Annotated in this window: 16 protein-coding genes; 9 read left to right on the top strand and 7 right to left on the bottom strand. The window is 47.1% G+C overall.

From position 1 onward, the window contains the following. Positions 1-7 precede the first annotated feature (7 nt). On the top strand, positions 8-703 hold the full coding sequence (gene queC, locus CEQ48_RS11920; protein WP_089071394.1) for a 7-cyano-7-deazaguanine synthase QueC: 696 nt from the start codon (positions 8-10) through the stop codon (positions 701-703). On the opposite strand, the gene CEQ48_RS11915 is transcribed toward queC, so the two are convergent. Continuing rightward, positions 675-2,621 carry a tetratricopeptide repeat-containing diguanylate cyclase gene (locus CEQ48_RS11915; RefSeq protein ID WP_089071393.1) on the bottom strand — a complete coding sequence of 649 codons (1,947 nt, stop codon included), beginning with the start codon at positions 2,619-2,621 and terminating at the stop codon, positions 675-677. The two genes, queC and CEQ48_RS11915, sit on opposite strands and share 29 nt — an antisense overlap. 251 nt (positions 2,622-2,872) lie before the next feature. Here CEQ48_RS11915 and CEQ48_RS11910 point away from each other — a divergent pair, with 251 nt between their 5' ends. The 3 genes from CEQ48_RS11910 to CEQ48_RS11900 all read left to right on the top strand — a co-directional run bounded on the left by CEQ48_RS11910 (position 2,873) and on the right by CEQ48_RS11900 (position 5,598). Beyond that, entirely contained in the window at positions 2,873-3,097 is a 225-nt protein-coding gene (locus CEQ48_RS11910; RefSeq protein ID WP_181710871.1) for a hypothetical protein, read from the top strand. Between the two features lie 156 nt (positions 3,098-3,253). After that, a complete protein-coding gene (locus CEQ48_RS11905; protein ID WP_089071391.1) occupies positions 3,254-4,270 on the top strand; it encodes an ABC transporter substrate-binding protein in 1,017 nt (338 codons plus the stop codon). Then, positions 4,267-5,598 (top strand): GGDEF domain-containing protein, encoded by a 1,332-nt coding sequence (locus tag CEQ48_RS11900; RefSeq protein WP_089071390.1) that lies wholly within the window; start codon positions 4,267-4,269, stop codon positions 5,596-5,598. Before CEQ48_RS11905 ends, CEQ48_RS11900 begins: the two co-directional genes overlap by 4 nt. Positions 5,599-5,648: 50 nt before the next feature. Here the strand turns inward: CEQ48_RS11900 and CEQ48_RS11895 are convergent, their stop codons facing one another. Beyond that, positions 5,649-6,329 (bottom strand): MSHA operon transcriptional regulator, encoded by a 681-nt coding sequence (locus CEQ48_RS11895; RefSeq protein WP_089071389.1) that lies wholly within the window; start codon positions 6,327-6,329, stop codon positions 5,649-5,651. 472 nt (positions 6,330-6,801) lie between these two features. Here CEQ48_RS11895 and CEQ48_RS11890 point away from each other — a divergent pair, with 472 nt between their 5' ends. Continuing rightward, positions 6,802-7,878 (top strand): GGDEF domain-containing protein, encoded by a 1,077-nt coding sequence (locus CEQ48_RS11890; RefSeq protein WP_181712786.1) that lies wholly within the window; start codon positions 6,802-6,804, stop codon positions 7,876-7,878. A gap of 146 nt (positions 7,879-8,024) precedes the next feature. Here the strand turns inward: CEQ48_RS11890 and CEQ48_RS11885 are convergent, their stop codons facing one another. From CEQ48_RS11885 to CEQ48_RS11875, 3 genes are read right to left on the bottom strand one after another with little or no spacing between them, the layout of a single operon-like run. Then, on the bottom strand, positions 8,025-10,844 hold the full coding sequence (locus CEQ48_RS11885; RefSeq protein ID WP_198301276.1) for an Hsp70 family protein: 2,820 nt from the start codon (positions 10,842-10,844) through the stop codon (positions 8,025-8,027). Between the two features lie 59 nt (positions 10,845-10,903). Beyond that, positions 10,904-12,805, bottom strand: a complete 1,902-nt coding sequence (locus CEQ48_RS11880; protein ID WP_089071386.1) for an Hsp70 family protein — start codon at positions 12,803-12,805, stop codon at positions 10,904-10,906. Further along, positions 12,805-13,437: a DUF2760 domain-containing protein gene (locus tag CEQ48_RS11875; protein WP_053034045.1), complete on the bottom strand. Its 633-nt coding sequence runs from the start codon at positions 13,435-13,437 to the stop codon at positions 12,805-12,807. The genes CEQ48_RS11880 and CEQ48_RS11875 overlap by 1 nt, the downstream gene beginning before the upstream one ends. A gap of 392 nt (positions 13,438-13,829) precedes the next feature. On the opposite strand from CEQ48_RS11875, the gene CEQ48_RS11865 reads away from it, so the two are divergent. Together CEQ48_RS11865 and CEQ48_RS11860 are read left to right on the top strand one after the other, a co-directional pair. Further along, positions 13,830-15,413: a sensor domain-containing diguanylate cyclase gene (locus CEQ48_RS11865; RefSeq protein ID WP_181710868.1), complete on the top strand. Its 1,584-nt coding sequence runs from the start codon at positions 13,830-13,832 to the stop codon at positions 15,411-15,413. Positions 15,414-15,430: 17 nt separating this feature from the next. Beyond that, entirely contained in the window at positions 15,431-15,961 is a 531-nt protein-coding gene (locus CEQ48_RS11860; protein WP_001108807.1) for a 3'-5' exonuclease, read from the top strand. A 283-nt stretch (positions 15,962-16,244) separates the two neighbouring features. On the opposite strand, the gene CEQ48_RS11855 is transcribed toward CEQ48_RS11860, so the two are convergent. Next, positions 16,245-16,703 (bottom strand): tellurite resistance TerB family protein, encoded by a 459-nt coding sequence (locus tag CEQ48_RS11855; protein WP_181710867.1) that lies wholly within the window; start codon positions 16,701-16,703, stop codon positions 16,245-16,247. Positions 16,704-16,755: 52 nt separating this feature from the next. Next, entirely contained in the window at positions 16,756-17,106 is a 351-nt protein-coding gene (locus CEQ48_RS11850) for a VC1380 family protein (RefSeq protein ID WP_000647616.1), read from the bottom strand. Positions 17,107-17,308: 202 nt separating this feature from the next. Here CEQ48_RS11850 and hrpA point away from each other — a divergent pair, with 202 nt between their 5' ends. Together hrpA and CEQ48_RS11840 are read left to right on the top strand one after the other, a co-directional pair. After that, positions 17,309-21,232 carry an ATP-dependent RNA helicase HrpA gene (gene hrpA, locus CEQ48_RS11845; protein ID WP_089071383.1) on the top strand — a complete coding sequence of 1,308 codons (3,924 nt, stop codon included), beginning with the start codon at positions 17,309-17,311 and terminating at the stop codon, positions 21,230-21,232. Positions 21,233-21,371: 139 nt separating this feature from the next. Beyond that, complete coding sequence (locus CEQ48_RS11840; RefSeq protein ID WP_089071382.1) at positions 21,372-21,854, top strand: outer membrane beta-barrel protein; 483 nt, start codon at positions 21,372-21,374, stop codon at positions 21,852-21,854. The last annotated feature ends 69 nt before the right edge of the window (positions 21,855-21,923 follow it).

The raw sequence follows: 21,923 nt of genomic DNA, 5'->3' as shown, positions 1-21,923 counted from the left end.
GCGCCTCATGAAAAAAGCCGTCGTCGTGTTCAGTGGTGGGCAAGATTCAACCACCTGTTTAGTTCAGGCGTTAAAAGAGTTTGATGAAGTGCATGCGATCACCTTTGATTATGGCCAGCGCCATAAATTAGAGATAGAAGTGGCACAGCAACTGGCGAAGCAGCTTGGCGTGACTGCGCATAAAGTCATGGACGTGAGTTTACTCAATGAGCTGGCCATCAGCTCGCTGACGCGTGATGACATTCCGGTTTCTCATGAGCTACAAGCCAATGGGTTGCCGAATTCTTTTGTTCCGGGACGCAATATTCTGTTTTTAACTTTAGCGGGTATCTATGCTTACCAAATCGGCGCGACCACGGTCATTACTGGGGTTTGTGAGACTGATTTTTCCGGTTATCCCGATTGCCGTCATGAATTCGTACAAGCGATGAACCAAGCGCTCGCGAAAGGCATGGATCTGCCTTTAATGATTCGCACTCCATTGATGTGGTTGAATAAAGCAGAGACGTGGGCATTGGCAGATCAACTGGGAGCACTGGATCTGGTTCGTCACCAAACGCTCACTTGTTATAACGGGTTGATAGGTGATGGCTGTGGTGAATGCCCAGCCTGTGGTTTACGTCAGGCCGGGCTTAAAGCGTATCTCGATAATCGCGATGTGATAATAAGTGCGCTTAAGAGCAAGCAGTCATCAGCGCATTAGTGGGGTCGGCGGCATCGATTAAGCCGCCATTGCCGCTCTGTTTGGCGATGCTCAAGGCGCTATCTAGCTTTGGATAAAAGTGCGTAAAACTCGCCAAACTACTCTCTACGGTTAAATAGCTTATGGTGACACTCAATCCTGCTGCTGAGTTCGAGTCGCCTTGCGTTTTACCATTTAATGCGTGATGAAGAGCATACAGCCGCGTTTCCAACAGAGTACGTCTGCAGTTTGGCATAACAACCAAGAATTCATCATCACCCAAGCGACACACAAACTCCTTGGTACGCAATTGCTGCAGCAAGATATTGATTGCGTTTTGTAAAGCAAAGTCACCACGTTCATAGCCGTAACGCTCATTAAACTGCCTCAGTTGATCAAAATCCAACAAGGCAAGCAGATGAATATTTTTCGCTTGCTGACAAGCTTCAATACGAGTTAATCGTTCTAACCCGCTGGTTCGGTTTAGCACACCATGCAGACTATCTTGCTGAGCCTGCTTACGCTCTTTTCTGCGGCTATAATGTGCAAAGGGCAGAGTCAACGCGAATAAAATAATCAACAATGAAAGTGAAACACGTTGCCACTTCAACATTTCATATTTTTCGGTTAGGGCTTCGTAACTTTCTCGCCAAAAATTGACGCCGCGCTTCTGTTCTAATTCTGCTTTAGTCAGATCTAACGCTTCAAAAGCTTTACGCTGCTCAGTGTTGCGCAGCAACAACTCACTTTCTGCATATTGACGATACCAGCTTAATGCCTGTTGGTACTGCTGTTGATCTTCTGCAATCGTGGCTAACTGTAGATAGGCTTGTGCTTTAATGCGTGGCAGAGAAGCGTTCTCGCTGATCGCTACTGCTTGATTGGCAAAATCAATCGCTTGCGGGTATTTCTGCTCTTTGAAATGGGCTTGCGCAAGTGATAAATAAATTAGTCCCTGTAAATGCTGATCTTTATGCTGACTGACATACTCCAGAGCCTGAAGTAGTTGCTGGTCGCCCTCATCAAAGTTGTTGAGTTCAGTGTACGCCTTGCCTAAACCAAGGTGAACGTAAGCCAATCCAAACAGATGATTAGCAGGTGTAAGGTGGGCTTTTGCTTGCTCAAAAAATTGGATGCTTTCTTTATATCGACCTTGCTTGAAATAAGTATCGCCTAAGCTGTGCTCCACTTGCGCGATCAGCAATGGATTGCCTTGCTCAAACCGATACTCCAATGCTTTGTTAAGATAGTCTAATGCTGATTCATGCTGGCCTAATGTGGACATCAAAAGCCCTACATCGTTATAAATACCGGATGGATCAACATAATCGGGCAGCATACTAAGTAGCAGATCGTATGTTTCTAGCGCTTCTTCATATTCTCCCAGAAACTCCAAATTATTGGCGACGAGGTGTAGGCCGCGATAGCGAGGAAATAGGGGATCGTCTGCATTGAGAAGGCGCTGATCCATCTGCGAGCAATAGAAACGAGCTTGGTAAGGACGGCCATGCCGCTGGAAAAGACGACAAAGATGATATTCAAACAGCACCATTCCATCTTGATCATTTTTTTGTTTCATCTCTGAATAAAACGTTAAGTAGATCTTCTCAGCGGACTGATAATTGAGGCTTTCTTCATGATTAAGCGCTTCTAAGAAGTGTTGCTCGATCACCGCATACGCATCTTGAGAATGGCCCAATTCACCATAATAAGGCTGACCCTTGAGAACGAAATAACCGTGTAATTTAGACGTCAAATAGAGTTTCTCTGCCCCTTCAGGAAGAGAATGGTAGCGATCCCGTAAAAGCTTTAGGGCGGTATCTGCCTGTTTATGTTGAGATTTTGCGTAAACTTCTTCCCATGCAGATCGTTCAGAGGCGATGCAGAATGAAGATATTAAGCTAAGTACAATCAGCGAGTGTTTAAAATAGAATTTCATGATTTAAATGTGTGATATTGGTTCGGAAAATATATTCCTCATTCACTTGATAAACAATGAGTTATTCTGATTACTATCACATTTTGTGATAATCGCTGCATGCAGATGCATCAATCGTGTGATTGAAACGTACATCATTTCCTTATCTATCATTTGACGTCCTATAGAACTGTATGAAAAAACAGTGTTCCGGTTGACAAGAGTACAAAGTTGACTATGCTGTAATTATGTACAGTGAAGGAGGGCATAATATGTTTTGGGACACACTCGAACGTGTTAATCGTCTGCGTCAGCAAGCGCTGAATAACCCTGAATTTCTTCAATCTGCAAAACAGCATGAGGAAACTTTGCAGCACGTAGAGCAATACTTTGAACCGAAGAAATATCGCAGAAGTACACAACCCCCCAAAAAAACCTTGGCGGATATCTATGATCAAGCCGATTTTGGTGGACGTACTGATGATGTCACTCATTAGTTAAACCTGTAAATGACCGACGAATCATCAGGTAGACACACAATCTTTTCTCAATTCAAACGCTGAGTGTTGTCCATGTGCGGCAACACTCGCGAATCACCGATTAGCAACTACACTAAACTTTAGAACAATATTCATATAGGTTCAGAGGTTGGCATGTTTTTGGCTCGGCAATCCCGGAGATGGATAGTTTACCTATCGATCCTCGCCATCGCTTTTGTAGCGTGGCGATGGCTGACTCCTTTGGCAACCGCCATTAGCGTTAGCCCTAATGCTGCACCAATCAAAATAGCGGTATCACAAACACCTCTTTCTTCCCCTTTTTATCTGGCTGATCAACTGGGCTTTTTTAAGCAGCAGGGGATTGATGTTGAGCTCGTGGCGTGCAGTGGTGGAGTGCAATGCAGTCAAGCGTTGTTTCAAGGGGAGGTTAGTTATGCCACGGCGTCAGAATCCGTGGCAATGTTTAGCAGCTTCGAGCGTCAGGATTTTCTTATTCTTGCTAGCTTTGTGCAATCAGATAACGATTTGAAGCTCCTTGCGTTAAAAAGCGAGACGATTCGCTCGGTCGCGGATTTACACAACAAACGCGTCGGTATGATCAGAGCGAGCGCCAGTGAGTTTTATTTTGATTCATTACTTTTGGCTAATAACTTGAAAGGTATTCCAATCGATAAAGTGTATGGCTCTGCGGATCAGCTTTATCAGCAGTTGTTTGATAAACAGCTGGATGCCATTTCGATTTGGGAGCCTTGGGGATACAAAATTGGGGTTGCTGCGGAATCGAAAGTGACCAACCTGAGTTTGCCGGGAATTTACACTTTATCGTTCAATTTATTAACCATGAAACCGACGACGGAAGAAGAAAAGCAACGTAGTTTTGCGATTTTAAAAGCCCTAAAACAAGCCATTGATTGGATCCATCAAAACCCAGAGCGCACTCGATACCGAGTGGCAGGGGTGTTGAATATTGACGAAAAACAGCTGAGATGGTCATGGCAAGACTATTCGTTTCGCCTTTCGCTCGGCAATACCTTATTGACTAACTTACAACTTCAAGGGCGCTGGGCATTAGAGAACAAGTTGGTGCATGGTCAATTACCCGATTATCGACAATTAATGGCTGACGACCTGTTGAGCGAAGCGGTGAAAATCGAAGGAGGTCAGCCTTGATCAACTCATTAAATCGCAAAATAACGTTACTGTTTATTGCATCTCTGCTGTTGGTGGGGTTCATTGCTTTCTCATTACTTAACTTAGATCAGCGGCAGCAGCAAACCAATGCCGAGCTGGATACGATTTTGGAAATCCAGAACAGCATTGCTATGTTACGTAGTCAACTTTGGGTCTTTCTGCAATACAACGATGCTCATAGCCTAGAGCAGGTCTATCGCGCTCAGCAGGTTTTGGCTGCACAACTAGAGATGGAGACGGCATTTGGGCAACATCTAGCTAGTATCCAAAGAATGAATAGCAGTTTAGCGGGGTTGCTAGAGCAAGAGCGCTATATGGCTGAGGAGTCAGGTATTACCAAGTTGGTTGATGGTATAGGGACTTATGAGTTACTTCATTCTCGGTACAATATTTTGGTGCAAAACATGAATGAGGAGCTGGTCTATTTTCAGCGTCAAATCATGGAAGAGAGTACCAATAATCAACGTTACGTATTGTTAACCACCATGGCGCACTTACTGATTTTTTCTTCGGTTGTCTGTGGCATCGCGTTAGTGGTGTTACGTCGTTTCCGGCATGGCTGTAAAACTCTCCAAGAAGGGATTGAGCAAATGGCGAAAGGGGATTTCACCAGTCGAATTGCCAACCAAAACAATGAACAAGAATTTGTTCAATTAACTCAGTTTTTCAATCAAATGAAGGCTTCACTGCAAAGCACAACAGTCACCAAAGATGAGTTACAAGCCGAAGTAGCGAGAAAAACTGCCAAGTTAGAGCGCCAAAAAGCAGAGTTACGCTTCTTATCAGAAAGAGATTCATTGACAGGCATTTTGAATCGCCGTGCGTTTAAACAGCAGCTTAGCCACGCGTTAATTAAAGCGAAGCGCTCAAACATGAAGTTGGCATTGCTGTTTTTTGACTTAGATAAATTTAAAGAAATCAATGACACCAAAGGACACGAAGTGGGAGATCTTGTTTTACAAGAAATCGCTCGACGGCTCAAAGGCTCAATACGAGAATCCGATTTTTGTGGACGTTTAGGTGGCGATGAATTTGTGGTGTGCCTAGATCTTCTGCAGGATCACAGTGGCGTTATTAATAAGGCTTATCAGATGTTAGATAAGCTACAGAAACCGCTCCAATTTAATCAAGACAGCTTAGACATTGGGGTGAGTATTGGCGTCGCCTTATACCCAGAACAAGCCACACAACTCCCAGAGTTATTGCGTATTGCTGATGAGGCGATGTACACCGCGAAACATCAATCTGGCAATACTGTGTATTGCGCCCATCAAGATAAGCACGATCAAACCAGTTTAGTGAGCTGATGAAAAAACGGCAGCAGCAACGGGATCATAGACCCGTTGCTGCGGTTTTGTCATGATGATGAGTAGCGAGCGTTTTTTGGCGCTGCGTGCTTAGCGTGAAATGGCTTATTTGGATTCGTTTTACGATGATAGGCAAATTTTTCGGGCTTATGCTGTGATTTTTTCTGCTCGACGGCTTTTTTTGCCGTGACATTTTCTACGACAAAATAGGGGTCTTCGTAATGCTCGGCTGGGCCAAACTCTTGTTTAACTAGGCGATTCCATAACTCACGATCAAAACCTTGTTCAGGAATTGCAGGGTAGAGTGTCTCAATTTCTTCTTGAGCATAAATCAGAAATGCAGTTTTTTGGATTTGATTAAAGCGCTGAGCAACCGCGTTATGTTTTTTAATCCACACTATTTTGAATTGACGCAATTCTGCTTCTGCCTGCTCCAAAGGTAAACGAGACAGATAAATACGCTTATAGGAAACCTTTCTATCGACCATAGTGCGCATTGCGGTTTGAATATAGTCACCGTGGTGAGTAATCGAAATGTCATCAGGATCGAATAAATTGACGCACCAACCTTTAGGTAAAAAGTCGGTTTGCTGATATTGATGATTGCGAGCCACCAATGCTTGATGGAGCACTAAATCAGACTTACCTCGAAATGTTTGCTGCCATTTGGCAATACGCACTTGGATTGAACCTGGCAAACGAAAAATATGTGTAAATTTATCTTGTTCCATTGGCTTATTTGCAACCTGAGCTTGTATACCCGGCCTATATCGGTTGCTGATGAGTGAGACATCTCAAACTATCTCGCTTATCGGCAACGTTAGGTTATCTGGGTATAGCGTCTATGTTTTATTGATACCTCGATTTTCTGTATATGAAGCCCATGCACGAAAACCGAAATTAAGCAAAAGAGCTAACTGTCACAGCAGTTACTAACCAACGACGCGAGTCTAATGTCTTTAATAAGACTATAGTTTTGTTTGGGAGGCGAATTCTACACCCGTTCAGGTCGTTAATGCGAGCTTAAGTTGTTAGATAATTTATATTTTAGTAGTTATTTCGGGAGAAGGGCGCCAAAATGTTGTTTAAGTTGAATTTTTTGTGCATTCAGGATAACCAAGCATGATGGATATTTCTTTCTTGGAAATTGCAAATACAATCAATAATATAGCTTTCAGTGCAATTGCGGCACTGTTCCTTTATATGCTGAGAAGTAAACTTTCTGAGCATAAGTTGGATACCGCGACTTGGTTTGTCCTGCTGTTTTTGGCCAGTGGACTAGGTTACACCGCCTCCTCCTTACGTTTTATCCTACCCATGGGATTTGCTATTTTTACGAATAACTTACTGTATCAACTCGGTTGTTACTGCATGTTATTTGCTGTGTTGCGTTGGTATCAAAAGCCGATAAAAGTGAGCTTATATCTCATAGCATTAGGACACTCACTGCTATTTACCTTTCTGCAATACGCCTTATATAAAATAGATCCAGAGTCTATGGGATTGCGGACTCTGATTGCATCGGTAAGTTTTTCATTAATCTATCTGGCTGCCGCTTTGATTGCTGCAAAAAATGGTCAACGTAACCGACCAGAACAAACTTTGTTAGCCACGGTATTAGCTCTCATGATGGTATTGCTCTATGTCCCGTTTGTTGCTTTTCAAACGTTACCCTTGATGAGTGTGTTTCGAGCTTCGGCGATCGTGGTACAAAGCCTCTTCTCCTTTATTACATTAGGCACCATGTTGACGCTGTTTTTATTTGAAGAAATTGAATGGCATCGCTTACGTTCTATTCACGATGAACTGACGGGCGCTTTTAATCGTCGTTATTTTAAAGAGCAAGTACAGCACAAATTGAAGCAATCTAAGCAGACGTACATGTTGGCTTTAGTTGATATTGACCATTTCAAACAGATCAACGATTCCTATGGACATGATATTGGTGATTCGGTGATCACGTATGTGGTTCGCCATTTAGAGTCATTGGCCTTAACGGAATGCTTGGTCGCTCGATATGGTGGTGAAGAGTTTGCGGTCTTTGCCCTTGAAAATGACCTAGTTCGAGTATCACAAGCCCTTGATTCGGTTCGTGATGTTATTTCATTAGGTTTTAATGTTGAACAGCAGCAGCTCAAGGTATCGGTCAGTATCGGCGCGGTGATTTTCGAAAGTTCACATGAATATGGCGAAGTATTACGCCAAGCGGATAAAGCGCTATACCAAGCGAAGCAACAAGGACGAAACCGAATTATGCTGCAAGACGTAAGCGCGAGTTAACTCAGATTGTTTATAGGATGGGAGCCGATGACTATTGAGATTAACGGCTCCTATACCTCAATACCTTCTTGCTTGAAGCTGCAGCAGCGCTGGACGCCTACCTGCAACTTCAAGTTGTTTAGGTCTATGATTGTTGTCCCTCTGGCTCAGTGAGCCAGCAAAATCAACCCGCTGGGTAAGCTTTCCCCAAACGCGCGTTGGGTTTCCGCTTCATCCAGTTCGACCACTTCGCTGACCAAATTAATCCATGAATCGGCCACGCGGCTCTGTTTGAGCTTATCCAACACCTGCGTACGCCAGTCTTCAGCAATATCTCGGCTGCGATCGCCCGTTTTGCGACACATCATCACGGTGGCGAAAGCACACATGGGTTCTTTTGACCAATCTTGCTCTAAGAGCTTAGGTAGCCATTGTTGGATTTGTTCTTTCGAAAGTGTGGCGTGCAGGCTGCCATAAAATGGCGTGCGAGCGGCCAATCGTCCTAATGCCCACCAATGCGCTTGTTGATATTGATTGTGGTTCAGTGCTTTATTCAAAAACCAAGTGGCGAGCAGTGTTTTATCTTCCACCTGTAAATGCTCTAACGAAGCGGCTAATCGTACCATGGCTTCATAGCCTTTCTCTTGCGCTTCTTTGCATGAGGCAGGAGTACGCATGGCGCTGGGGTGCAGATATTTAGCAATATCTGCCAGCAAGGTTTCTTGCTGTTCTTGATTTAAACCACCGGCAACTCGACGCCAGAATACCCACCAATCCGTCCAACCTTGAGTGTTAGCAAACTGAATGCCTTGTTGGTAAAGCGCCCAAATTTGTTCAATCCGCCAGCTGTCGGTGGCATCGCCAAAACCGGGTCGCAAGCTGAAACCCGCCAGTCGCAGCCAATTTTTTTCATGCTGTTCTGAACGGCGACGGCGCTTGCGACCAAGCGCTAGGCTGTCAAATAGGCTACGCAGAGTCGCGAAATCCCACTCCTCCCGTTTCCCTAAGCGTCTTTCTAACTCTTTGGTTAGTGTTTTGATGGCTTGCTGATCGGCATTGGTTTTGTTGGCGCTGTAGATTTTGCTGATCAGCGCTTTGGCTTCCTGCAACTTGGGAGAAATCGACGAGTTCTCACTCAATCCGTCTTGATTCGACAAGTTCTGGCGAATTTCAAACTCTACTTGCCAACGCTGATTTTCATCCTCTGGGTTCACACACACCATTTGCAGAGTACCGACTTCGGTCAATTGGCAGGCCAATTGCACTTCTACGCGCTGCTTTTGGTTAGCGGCGAGTAGAGTTTCATCCAGAGCGGGTAAAGTAACAATATAAGGCGGCAGGGGCTGAAACTTATCGGGATCGATAGGCAGTAGTGCACCATTTTGTACCTTCTGTTCGGGAACGATGTGATCGTGAGTTGAAGTTAGCAGATTAAAACGAACAGGCTCACCCACCGTGAGGGCAAAGCGGCGGCTGGTTAAACGAATTTCTTGTCCTTCTTCACTGCCTTTGGCGAGCAAACATAAGGCTTTGCCGAGTTTATTTTTTTCTTGTAGATGAAGGAAATAAGAGCGCGCTGCGCCACCACCAATTTTAAGCTGAGCACCGCGTCTTGCTTTAGCATAAGCCACTGCGCCCAAAGCGACAGACCAGTCTGGATGAGGGTTATCGAGCAAAGTAATAGGGCGTCCTAACCAGTTGCTCAGCAGCGTGATGAGCCGTTGAGTAATCAATTCACTGTTAAACACACCACCATTGAGCAGCAAACCCGTCGGTAATGCTGAGTTATTTTTTTCAGTAGCTAACGAATCTTGTTCAACCCCTTGGTGATGGCTGAGAAATTCTGCAATGTGCTTGCTGACGGCAGGATCGGCCGCATAAGGCAAGCCAAACTCCACAACTGCACTACGGCGTTTCTCTGGCAGCACGTCTTGTTCTGACAGTGGGAAAAATCCGTCAAGTGCAATGCGGTGTACTTCATCACGATGTAACGCCACACTTTGGGTTCCACCCAGTAACTTCGAGCCACTGCCCAACAAGGTGATTTTCATCTGTTCAGGTGCATTTGCCGAAAGCAGACTCTCTTTGGCTTGGCGAGTTTGTTGGATGAGCTTGGATAAACCCGCAGCGCTGAGTTTTTTATTTTGATGGAAACGGCTTTCGGCTACGTGAGCCAAGGCAAGGTCAATGTTGTCGCCACCCAGCATAAGATGATCGCCCACGCCAATCCGGTTGAGTTGCAGCGTTTCTTGTTCATCAAATTGTGCCGCAATCAGGCTTAAATCCGTGGTACCCCCACCGACATCACACACCAGAATTAGAGGGGAAGCATGCAGGATCGCGTTGGCTTGGGTGTGGTGGCGATGATGCCAGTCATAACATACCGCTTGCGGCTCTTCGAGCAGCATGATTTTCGGTAATCCGGCCAGCTGAGCGGCTTCAAGAGTCAGTTTACGCGCACCTTCATCAAATGAAGCAGGAACGGTGACAACCACTTCTTGTTGTTCTAACGGGTTTAAAGGATGGCGATGATTCCACGCTTGGCGAATATGGTTGAGGTAGCTGGCGCTGGCGACAATAGGTGATACTTTTTCAACATCGCTGGCACCTGCCCAAGGCAAAATCGGCTGAGTACGATCGACATTAGGGTGTGACAGCCAGCTTTTGGCACTGGAGACTTGCCGGCCTTCGACTTTTGCGCCCAACTCGCGTGCCCATTCGCCAATAATCACTTGCGGCAGATCGCCATTCACCAGCTGTGATTCCCAAGGCAGGGTTAAATCAGAATCGGTGAATTGCCCGTGTGAAGGGTGGTAGCGGAAAGAAGGAAGAAGCGGACGGCGAATTACTTCACCTGGACCAACCAATTGATCGATAGGAAAAATCTCGATAGGCGCTTGTTCTAGAGCATCGTTGAGTTCACAAAAAGCGACCACCGTATTGGTCGTGCCCAAATCAATGCCAACCAGAAAACGTGGTGATGACATGCGATACCTCGTATTCATAAAGGATGAGCGGCACCCCGAAGGATGCCGCTGTAGTCTTTCTAATGTTGCTGTGGTGCAGGCTCGTCTTGTGGGTTGTCACGCACATCAAATTCCACATGCCATTTCTGACCATTATCGGCGGCGATCGCTTCGAGATAGAGCGTACCGAGCTCTGTCACTCTTGATGCCAGCGTAACAGGAACCACTTCACCCGCACGGCGACCTTCAGAAACCGGCAAGGTGATCTGAATGGTCGGCAGGTCGTCGAGCTCATCATTGGCCCAATCGACAAGGTGAGTTCCTGCGACATCATCCCGGCGTACGGTGGAACCATAGAATTGGAAATGCACAGGCTCACCAATCACTAGGCCAAACTGACGATCCGCGACTTGCGCGCTTGAGCCTTCTTCCATACCAAATGGAGCAACACAGAGCGCTTCCATCGGCGGCGACATGCCCGGAATGGCAGGCATCGCACTTTCAATCCCGACATAGTAAGCCGAAGCTATACCACCACGGATGCGTACCCCTTGGCCTTGGCGCACAACGCCGTAGTAAGCCGCACCGCGTGCTACTGCCAGATCCAAATCCACTCCGGCAAGGAGTTTGGCAGGAGCCGCATTGGCCTGAGTTAACCAAGCATTGATGGTGTCGAGTAAACGATCGGCAAGCAAAGTGGATTTCAGCACACCGCCGTTAAGCAAAATGGCACTTGGCTTAATGAAATCGGCTTGTGGAGCGGCTATGCCCGGAATTCCTGCCATCGCGAAAGGCATGCTTTCTGCGTGGTTCTGACCTTGAGCATTCGCTTGCTTACTTAAAAATGCTGCGATGTGGCGAGTAATGCCGGCATCTTGCGCGTAGGGCAAGCTCATCTGAGTCAAAGCACCGCGCATCTTTTGCTGTGGATGTTCGTTGATAGAAACTGCAGGGAAGAAACCATCGACCAGCGTTTGCTGCACTTCTTCACGAGTCAGTTCGGTTTTCAATGTTGCGCCGAGCAGTTTAGAACCACGGCTTGGCACCACAATCGGCACTGCGGCCAAATCCGGTTGGCTGAGGAGTGCTTCTTTGGCATCACGGCATGCGTGTGTCATGGCTTGCACTTGCCACATTTGCAGCTCTTTACCTTCCTGCGTCAACTTCATTTTCAGACGATAGGCGAGGGCGAGATCCATGTTATCGCCACCGAGCAGAATATGTTCGCCAACGGCAATGCGCTTGAGGGCGAGGTTGCCTTCTTCTTCGGTCACTTCGACCAGTGAAAGGTCAGTGGTACCGCCGCCGATATCGATCACTAACACCACATCGCCAACACTCACTTCACTGCGCCACTGTTCGTGGCGGTTATCAATCCAGCTGTAGAGTGCCGCTTGTGGTTCTTCTAGCAACGTGAATTGCTGTAAACCGACATTGCGCGCCGCTTCTGCGGTTAAATCACGGGCGGCAGGATCAAACGAAGCAGGAACGGTAATGGTGACATCTTGCTCAGCTAATGGGGCATCAGGATGGGCGTGATCCCATGCGGCTTGCAAGTGCTCTAAATAAAGTTCAGTGGCACGCAGAGGGGAAATTTTGCTGACATCTTCAGGGCTGCCCGAAGGTAAAAAGGCTTCGCGGCGATTAACGCCGGCATGGCATAACCATGATTTCGCGCTTGCGACTAAACGAATCGGGGTTTTTGAGCCCAAATTGCGCGCAATTGCACCGACCAAGGCAGTCGGCTCACTGCTCCAAGGTAAACGGCGTGAAGCGGCAGCCATTTCATGTTCATGGGGCTGATAAACGAATGAACCGAGCTGGTTGAGGTTTTCTACTGTGCCCGGCGCTGTCATTTGCGCAATCGACATCACTTCAACACGGCTCTCTTCGCTCAGCACATCTTGATAAGCGAGTACGCAGTGGGTTGTACCAAGGTCGATGCCTACACTGTATTTGGCGGAATGAATTGGCCTCTCCATTACAGTTCTACCTCCGCAGGCGCGAGGATCGAAGTGTCGTAATTGTCCGCCAGTTTTGGCAGGGTGATGGAATCTGCGCGCCAACCTTTGTGAATCAGAGTGCCAACGAATGGCGCTTGGCCAGTGACTTGACCGGTTAGGCGAATTTCTTGCGTATTGAAGCCCGCTTCGACGCTGATGCGGCTCTCTTCTTGTTCGCTACGAATAGGTGATAGCGTGAGGTATTCGCGCAGCACTTTTTGGCCGCCGCTATGAATCACGCGAGCGGCTGCGCCCACTTCTTCATCCGAAAACTGGCTCACTTCTTCTTGTAAGAAGTCAATCAGGCGAGCTTCTTTTTGCAACAGTGCGAGAAGTTGCAGTGCTGAATCGGTTGAGGCGGTCGCGAGTTTGGATTCCACTTCAACGACTCGTTCTACGACTTTTTCAACTTCGACGAGCTTTTCCACTTCGATGATTTTTTCTACCGGCTTTTCAACCGTCACAATCTTTTCGACGGGTTTTTCTACGATCTTTTCTGTCACTTTGCCTTTACGAGCAATGGCAACAATCAATAGCAGTACTGACGAAGCTGCTAGCCCAGCATGGAGCATATCAAAAGTGGTTGGGATCAGGTTTAGGTCGATATTCATCGTGAATTCTCTTTTGCAGACTCTGTGCTCAAGGCACAACAAGTTTCAGGTGCACATTGCCTGAATGTTCCAGTGTTAACTCAGGCTTTTTTCACTAAGCAGCGTTATAGACTAAGCTCAAAATAGGGGCGGATAGTACCATATTCAAGGTAAAAGGCAGTGATGAATCCTGATTTACAGGCTGGGACAAGGTTTGATTGGTGGCTTTGTGAACAATGAATGTGATTGATTTTGCTCCGTCATCCCTACATTTCGTGAGTAAGCGCTCGGTTTATCACTGAATGGCCTGAAAATAACTTGAACCAAGCGCCTCAAGTGAAGTAATGATATTGATATATCACACATCTTCATCATGATTTTTTATGATAGATAACATAGTAAGGAAGAGGTGGATGCTCAGATGTGCGCGCGTGATAGTGCCCCTGTTAACGCTGTTGTTTTCTCTGCTTCTGACTGGGTTTGTCGTTTACACCGCATACTCATTACAGCTGCGCCATAATCGTACTCTGCTGGAAAATCTCGCGGATCGACAAACTATGGCACTACAACAGTTCATCAATAGTGACATCCATTTTATTGGCTCTGTCGCCAACTTTTTTCGTTCAAGTTCAATCGATGACTGGACCCGTTTCTACACCTTTGCTGAAGAGACTTTAAAAGGCTCACAGAGCCTTATCGCGTTACAATGGCTGGTGAAAGTTGAGCCGCCTCAAGCCGATGCTTTTGCTGCGCAAATGCAACAACGATTTCCTGAATTCACTTTGTACACGGTGCCGAACACGGGAGAGATCAAATACGGCCTCGGTTCTGATGACCAAGCGAAATACGTGTTATCCGATGTCTATCCACTCGATTATGACAATCGAAAACTATTAGGTTTCTATTCCGAACGCGAGCGATTCAAACTAATACTTACGGACATCTTTGCTAATCGTCGGCCGAATGTTTCGGATAAAGTACGCCTTCTGCAAGATGGGATTGATAAGTCGATTGCGAAAGATGGAATCCTAGTGTACCACCCGGTTTTCTCTTCAGAAGATGAGAGCAGTTTGCTTGGGGTGATGGTCGGGGTGGTTCGTTTATCAACCTACTTCGATAAGTTGGTTCAGCTCAGTCTGATGGAGCAAGATCTCTACATGCGTGTGAGCGATACTGGATTTGATTCTGAAGACAGTCCTATCCTTTACCAGAGCCCGATGTGGCGTGCCGATGAAGGACTCAAAATCGAGCGTAAATTAGTGCTGCCGAATCGTGATTGGGTTCTGGAGTTCGAGTTGCACCAGCCCATTAACCATAGCGAACAGTGGGTTTTGCTTGGCTTAGGGCTTGGTGGAGTCATCATCTCTTTCTTGCTTAGTTACATCATGCGTATGCAACTAGAAGAGAAACAACGGCTGACGGATATGATTGATGAGCGTACCGCAGAGTTACGTTATCTGGTTGAACATGATGGTTTGACTAATATCTATAATCGCCACTTTTTCAGCCAGCACATGTGCAAAATGTTAGATGAAAAACAATCCTTTACCTTGATTTCATTTGATATAGATCGCTTTAAGCAAATCAACGATAGTTATGGGCATTTAGCGGGGGATTGCGCATTAACGCATGTGGTTAATGTGGTGAAAAAAGAACTGGCTGAATCGGATATTTTTGCACGCTTTGGTGGTGATGAATTTGCTATCTTGTCATCGGTCACGGATAAAGCTGCCCTCATCTCCTACCTAGAGCGGATCCGTAAAGTGGTGGAAACAGAGCCTTTGATGCTCAATGCCGAGACGCAATTGACCTTAACCATTAGTATTGGCGCAAGTATTAACTGTGATTACAGTGAGCCGGAGATTTTGCAAAGCGTCGATGATCAGCTTTACCTGAGTAAATCGAAAGGCCGGAATCGCGTATCGATTGCACAGCAATGCAGCAAGGTAGAATCGAATTATGCCTTCATTTCAGGTAGGATGTCGGACTTTATGTAACAGAGAAAGAGCCAAGAATGAATTACAACCGTGTTGTGTGCTTCGATTTAGAAATGTGTTGTTGGAACGAAAACGGAGTGGGAACCACGGGTGAAATCATTGAAATTGGTCTAGCAGAAATCGATCTCGCGGCGGGAGAAATCGTCAAGCGCGCGCAGTACTTTGTCAAACCGGAAAAAGATGAAATCTCGCTGTTTTGCGCCGAACTTACTGGGATCACACCGCGCAAAATCGAAAAGCAGGGTCGGCCTTTAGCTGAGGTGATCCAGTCTATGGTCAAAAACTTCGGTGGTTCGAATAAAATTTACGCCTCATGGGGGCGCGATGACCTCATTTTGCTTAACGAGTGTCGAGAAAAGGGCCTTTCTGTCCCGTTCCAAGAGTTTCTGAACCTTGCCACCCTGTATCGTATTCAGCATCGTTTGAAAGACAAACGCATTGGTCATCGCGCGGCTCAGGAATCGCAAGGTATTGAATGGGAAGGGCGTCAGCACTCAGGCTATGTTGATGCCTACAACTTGGCAAAGTTAGCGTTAACCATGCTGTAATGTGATATTCAGCAAATTGTTATGCAACGCATCAGATCTTGTTCTAGGCTTTTGTATGGTTGTCCACAAAGCCGAGTACAAGAATGGAAAATACACTCTACGTCTGCTGGCTGGTGAATGCTCTAAGTTGTATCGCTGTGATGCTCTATTGGCGAATGACACCACCACTCTAGCGATTTTTTATGTAAGAAGTCCTAGATGAAAGCCCAAGTTCAAAAGCGCGAATTTCGCGCTTTTTGTCTTTCAGAAAAGGGGGACGTGTCTGAGCCGATAACGCGCGGTGTTATTCTGGTGATTGATTTTTGTCTGCGGCCATCAGTTTGGCGCGAATAAACTGACTGTGATCGACATACAGCAGCTCAGCGGCCTTACGAATCACCGCATCTTCAAGCGGATCAATCGTGCCATCGGCATTTGCCACTTCCCACATCGCTTTGATCAGCTCAAACCGTTGTGTTTGGGAGAGGCTACGTAGCTGGGAAGTAAAATCGTACAGTGACGCAGATTGTTTGACTTCTTGCTCTGCACGCATGAGTAAATCGCTGGCTTGCTCAGCCGTACATTGGAGTAAATGCTGCAACAGTGCCAGCTTAGCTTGTTGTTCGGGCGCTGAAATTTGTTGATCTGCGCCAGCCACTTCGCTGAGCAGACAAGCGATGGCCAGCTCCGGTGTGGCAGAGTGTTGAGCTAAGTCTTGGCCTTCAAGAAGCTGCTTAAACAGGGAGGTGAGTGCATTAAACATAGGCAAGCCTTGGAGATTGGGAGTCGTGGGTTAAACAATGTGGCCTTGAGCGTCACTCTTCAAGCATAGCACCTAAAATTTCGATAAATTCTGAGCTAGTGCGTTCGTGGGCAAGAGTAATCAACGCCAGTAGCGCTTCGGCTTTGGTTTTGGGGCCGCTGTCCTCAGCCAAAATCGTCATGAGCTGTGAGCGGATCAATTCCATCTCATGCTCGACAAAGCCTCGACCTTCCTCTTCACCTTCTCCTTCTTCCGGCGCGTTATCAAAGGTGAGAAACAGCATGTCGTCATCAAGCTGCGCTTCAATTAAGCGCTCTGGAAGCCACACTTCCCCCATCACCACATCAGGATCAAGGTCATCGGGGAGCTGGTTTAAAATCGTTTTCAGTTCAGAGGCTTTCACAGTCGCTTCGTTTCCTTAAGGTTCTGTCTTCATTTTAGCGGCCAATTGCGCTGAAAACGAAGCATCTTTTGATTTCAAACGCAGCAATTGCTGTTTCTGTAGACAGGTAACAGTGGCTAAAGCGTGGGATCATGGGCGTGTTGCTAAAACTCTGTGGTACAATCCGCGCAGTTTTTTTGGAAAGATAACAATAGGAAATGCTTTGACTTCGTCACAGCCCACACCCGATTCGGCAGCTCAGCCAAAAGCCAATAGTGCTGCCAGTTTAAAAAAGGCGCTCGGAGAGTGCCTGATCAAAGACCGTTTTCGTTTTAGTAAACGCATTGATGGTGCCAGCAAAATCAAAAATGAATCGGCACGCAACGCGGTATTTGACGAAATCGCGCTCGATATTGCTCAATCCATGATGGTGGTCGAGCAGCGTAAACAGCAGATGCCCAAAATCGAGTATCCTGCGCTGCTGCCAGTTAGCCAAAAACGTGATGATATTGCGCAGGCGATTGCTCATCATCAAGTGGTGATTGTGGCCGGTGAAACTGGTTCAGGCAAAACCACTCAGCTACCGAAAATTTGTGCAGAATTAGGCCGTGGTAAATACGGTTTGATTGGCCACACTCAGCCGCGCCGTCTTGCTGCGCGTTCAGTGGCAAACCGCATTGCCGAAGAGATGGAAACCGAACTCGGTGGCTTTGTTGGGTATAAAGTTCGCTTTACCGATCAAATCTCGGATCAGACTCAAATCAAATTGATGACTGATGGTATCTTGCTGGCGGAGATCCAAAACGATCGTTTCCTCAACCAGTACGACACCATCATTATTGATGAAGCGCACGAGCGCAGTCTCAACATCGACTTTATCTTGGGCTATCTCAAGCAGCTTTTGCCGCGTCGTCCGGATCTCAAAGTCATCATCACCTCGGCGACCATCGATCCTGAGCGCTTCTCGAAGCATTTTAGCAATGCGCCGATCATCGAAGTCTCAGGCCGTACTTATCCGGTGGAAGTGCGCTATCGTCCACTGGCGGGGGATGACGAAAGCGATCGCGACCAACTGGAAGGCATTTTCCAAGCTGTGGATGAGCTGTGCGATGAAGGGTTGGGCGATATTCTGATCTTCATGAACGGTGAGCGCGAAATTCGTGATACCGCGGATGCGCTTTCAAAGCGCAACCTGCGTGATACGGAAATTGTGCCACTGTATGCGCGTTTGTCAGCCGGTGAGCAGAACAAGATTTTCCAACCTCATGCGGGTCGTCGCATTGTGCTGGCCACCAACGTGGCGGAAACCTCGCTAACGGTTCCGGGCATCAAATACGTTATCGACCCAGGTACCGCGCGGATCAGCCGTTACAGCTATCGCACCAAAGTGCAGCGTTTGCCGATTGAGCCGATTTCCCAAGCCAGCGCTAACCAGCGTAAAGGCCGCTGTGGGCGTACCGAAGAGGGGATCTGTATCCGTCTCTATTCGGAAGAGGATTTCTTGTCACGCCCTGAGTTTACTGACCCTGAGATTCTGCGCACCAACTTGGCCTCGGTTATTTTGCAGATGACGGCATTGGGGCTAGGCGATATTGAAGCCTTCCCCTTTGTGGAAGCGCCAGATAAGCGCAACATTCAAGATGGTGTGCGTCTGCTTGAAGAGCTGGGTGCTATCAACGATCAAATCAAAGACCCGAAAAAACGCCTCACCGAAAGTGGTAAGCAGCTAGCGCGTTTGCCCATTGATCCACGTTTGGCTCGCATGGTGCTCGAAGCGTCGAAATTAGGCTGTTTGAAAGAAGTGATGATTATTGCTTCCGCGTTGTCGATTCAAGATCCGCGTGAAAGACCGAGTGATAAGCAGCAAGCATCGGATGAGAAACATCGCCGCTTTAACCATGAAGATTCCGATTTCCTGACGTTAGTGAACCTGTGGCATTACATCGGCGAGCAGCAAAAAGCGTTGACCAGTAACCAGTTCCGCCGTCAGTGTAAGCTTGATTACCTCAACTATTTGCGTGTGCGTGAATGGCAGGATGTGTACACCCAACTGCACCAATCGACCCGTGAAATGGGTTTCAAGCTCAATGATGAACCGGGCAGTTACCATGCGGTGCACAGTGCGATTTTGGTCGGTTTGCTGTCGCACATCGGTATGAAAGATCAGGAAAAGAACGAGTACCATGGCGCACGTAACGCGCGTTTCAACATTTTCCCTGCCTCTGGTTTATTTAAGAAGCAACCGAAGTGGGTGATGTCGGCTGAGCTGGTGGAAACCTCCAAGCTTTGGGCACGTGTAGTCGCAAAAATCGAACCGGATTGGATTGAGCCACTGGCGAAGCATCTGATCAAACGCAGCTACAGCGAACCGCATTGGTCGAAGAAAAATGCGGCGGTGATGGCGTATGAAAAGGTGATGCTGTATGGCATCCCGATTGTGCCGAAACGCTTGGTCAACTACGGCAATATTGATCCTGTGCTCAGCCGCGAAATTTTCATTCGCAGCGCGCTGGTTGAAGGGGATTGGGAAACCAAACACGCCTTCTTCAAACAAAACCGCGCTCTGCTCGCCGAAGTAGAAGAGTTAGAACACAAATCGCGTCGCCGCGATATTCTGGTTGATGACGAAGAACTGTTCCAATTCTACGACCAACGTGTTGGCACCGAAGTGGTGTCTGGTCGTCATTTTGATGCGTGGTGGAAAACCGCCAGTCGTAAAACGCCAGATCTGCTCAGCTTTGAAAAAGAGATGCTGTTCAAAGGCGATGCCAGCCACATTACCGATTTGGATTACCCGAACTTCTGGCATCAAGGCAATCTGAAACTCAAACTCAGTTACCAGTTTGAGCCGGGCGAGAACAGTGACGGTGTGACGGTACACATTCCGCTGCCAATCTTAAACCAAGTTGAGCCACATGGCTTTGACTGGCAGATTCCCGGTTTGCGCCATGAGTTGGTGGTGAGCTTAATTAAATCGCTGCCGAAAACGCTGCGTAAAAACTTTGTGCCAGCCCCCAATTACGCTGACGCTTTTTTGGCGCGTGCAACAGCATTTGAAATGCCGCTGCTCGATGCAATGGAAAAAGAGCTGCGCCGCATGACGGGTGTGACGGTGCTGCGTGAAGATTGGAAACTCGATCAACTGCCTGCGCATTTAAAAATTACTTATCGCGCGGTGGATCATCGCAATCGCAAGCTCAATGAAAGCTGCGATCTGCATGAGCTGAAAGAGAGCTTGAAAGAGAAAGTGCAAGAGACACTTTCACAAGTGGCTGATGATGATATCGAGCAGCGCGATCTGCATACGTGGTCGTTTGGTGAGCTACCGAAAGTGTACCAGCAAAAGCGTGGTGGCTTTGAAGTCAGAGCTTATCCGGCGTTAGTCGATAAGAAAGACAGTGTTGAAATCAAACTGTTTGAGACTGAGCAAGAGCAACTTGGCGCAATGCGTGCTGGTCAGCGTCGTTTGATTTTGCTTAACGTCCCTTCACCAATCAAATATCTGCACGCCAATCTGCCGAACAAATCTAAACTTGGCTTGTACTTTAACCCGTATGGCAAGGTGCTCGATTTGATTGATGACTGCATTGCCTGCGGCGTTGATAAGCTGATTGAAGAGCGCGGCGGCATGGTGTGGGAGCCACAAGCATTTGAAGCGCTCAAAGAGCATGTGCGTGCCGAGCTTGGCGATACGGTAGTTGAGATTGCCAAGCAGGTAGAAACTATTTTGACTACGGCTTACAACATCAATAAACGTTTGAAAGGTAAGGTGGATTTCACGATGGCCTTTGCGCTTTCGGATGTCAAAGCACAAATCGAAGGGCTGATTTTCAGCGGCTTTGCGACTGAGTGTGGTTGGAAACGTCTGCCGGACATTCTGCGTTACATGCGCGCGATTGAACGCCGGATGGAAAAACTGCCGGTCGATCCCAACAAAGATCGTCTGCATATGCTGAAAATTGAATCAGTAGCCAACAAGTATAAAGAGCTGCTGAACAAGATCCCGAAAGGGATGGCGATTCCCGATAATGTGCGAGAAATCCGCTGGATGCTCGAAGAGTTACGCGTGAGTTATTTTGCTCAGCAGTTGGGTACGCCGTATCCGGTTTCGGATAAGCGGGTCATCAACGCGATTGAGGCTTGTTAGTCATGAAGGCGAATTTCGTGGCACTCGATAAGAAATAGGTACGAAATTTGCTTAACAAGCTGAGATGACGGAATTTGCACTCAATGTGGCAACGACTGGCCGCCGTCAACGTTGCCCCACTATTTAAAGAAGGTTAATTATGAAAAAGACATTACTTGCTCTGGCATTACTGGGTGCCTCTTCAACCGCGATGGCGGATTCATGGATCTATGGCGGTGCGTCAGTAGGTCAATCGGATTATGAAGGCAAACATGGTACGGCTTACGCTGTACATGCTGGCACAGGTATTCTGCCATTCATTGGTTTAGAAGCGGGTTACGTGAACCACGGTGACTTTGAAATCAATGCAACTCAAGAGCTGTCAGCCTCTTCTCTTTACTTTGCAGTGAAACCAAGCATGGATTTCGGTCCTCTGCACGTTTACGCTAAAGGCGGCCTGCACTCATGGGATAAAGACATCAACGGTGGCAAAATCGATGATGGTATCGACGTGATGTACGGCATCGGTGCTGAATACTTCATCATGGGGCCATTCTCAGTAGGCGCAAGCTACATGAACTACACCATGGATAGCACAGATGTTGGCACGCTGTCATTCAATGCGACGTTCCACTTCTTGTAAGATTTGCTTTAATCGCAATGCTAAAGCCAGCGTCATGCTGGCTTTTTCATGTCTGCTGTTCCAAGTAAG

Source organism: Vibrio tarriae, assembly GCF_002216685.1.
Classification (GTDB): domain Bacteria; phylum Pseudomonadota; class Gammaproteobacteria; order Enterobacterales; family Vibrionaceae; genus Vibrio; species Vibrio tarriae.
The sequence above is the reverse complement of the archived record's forward strand: the minus strand, read 5'-3'. Positions and strand labels throughout refer to the sequence as shown.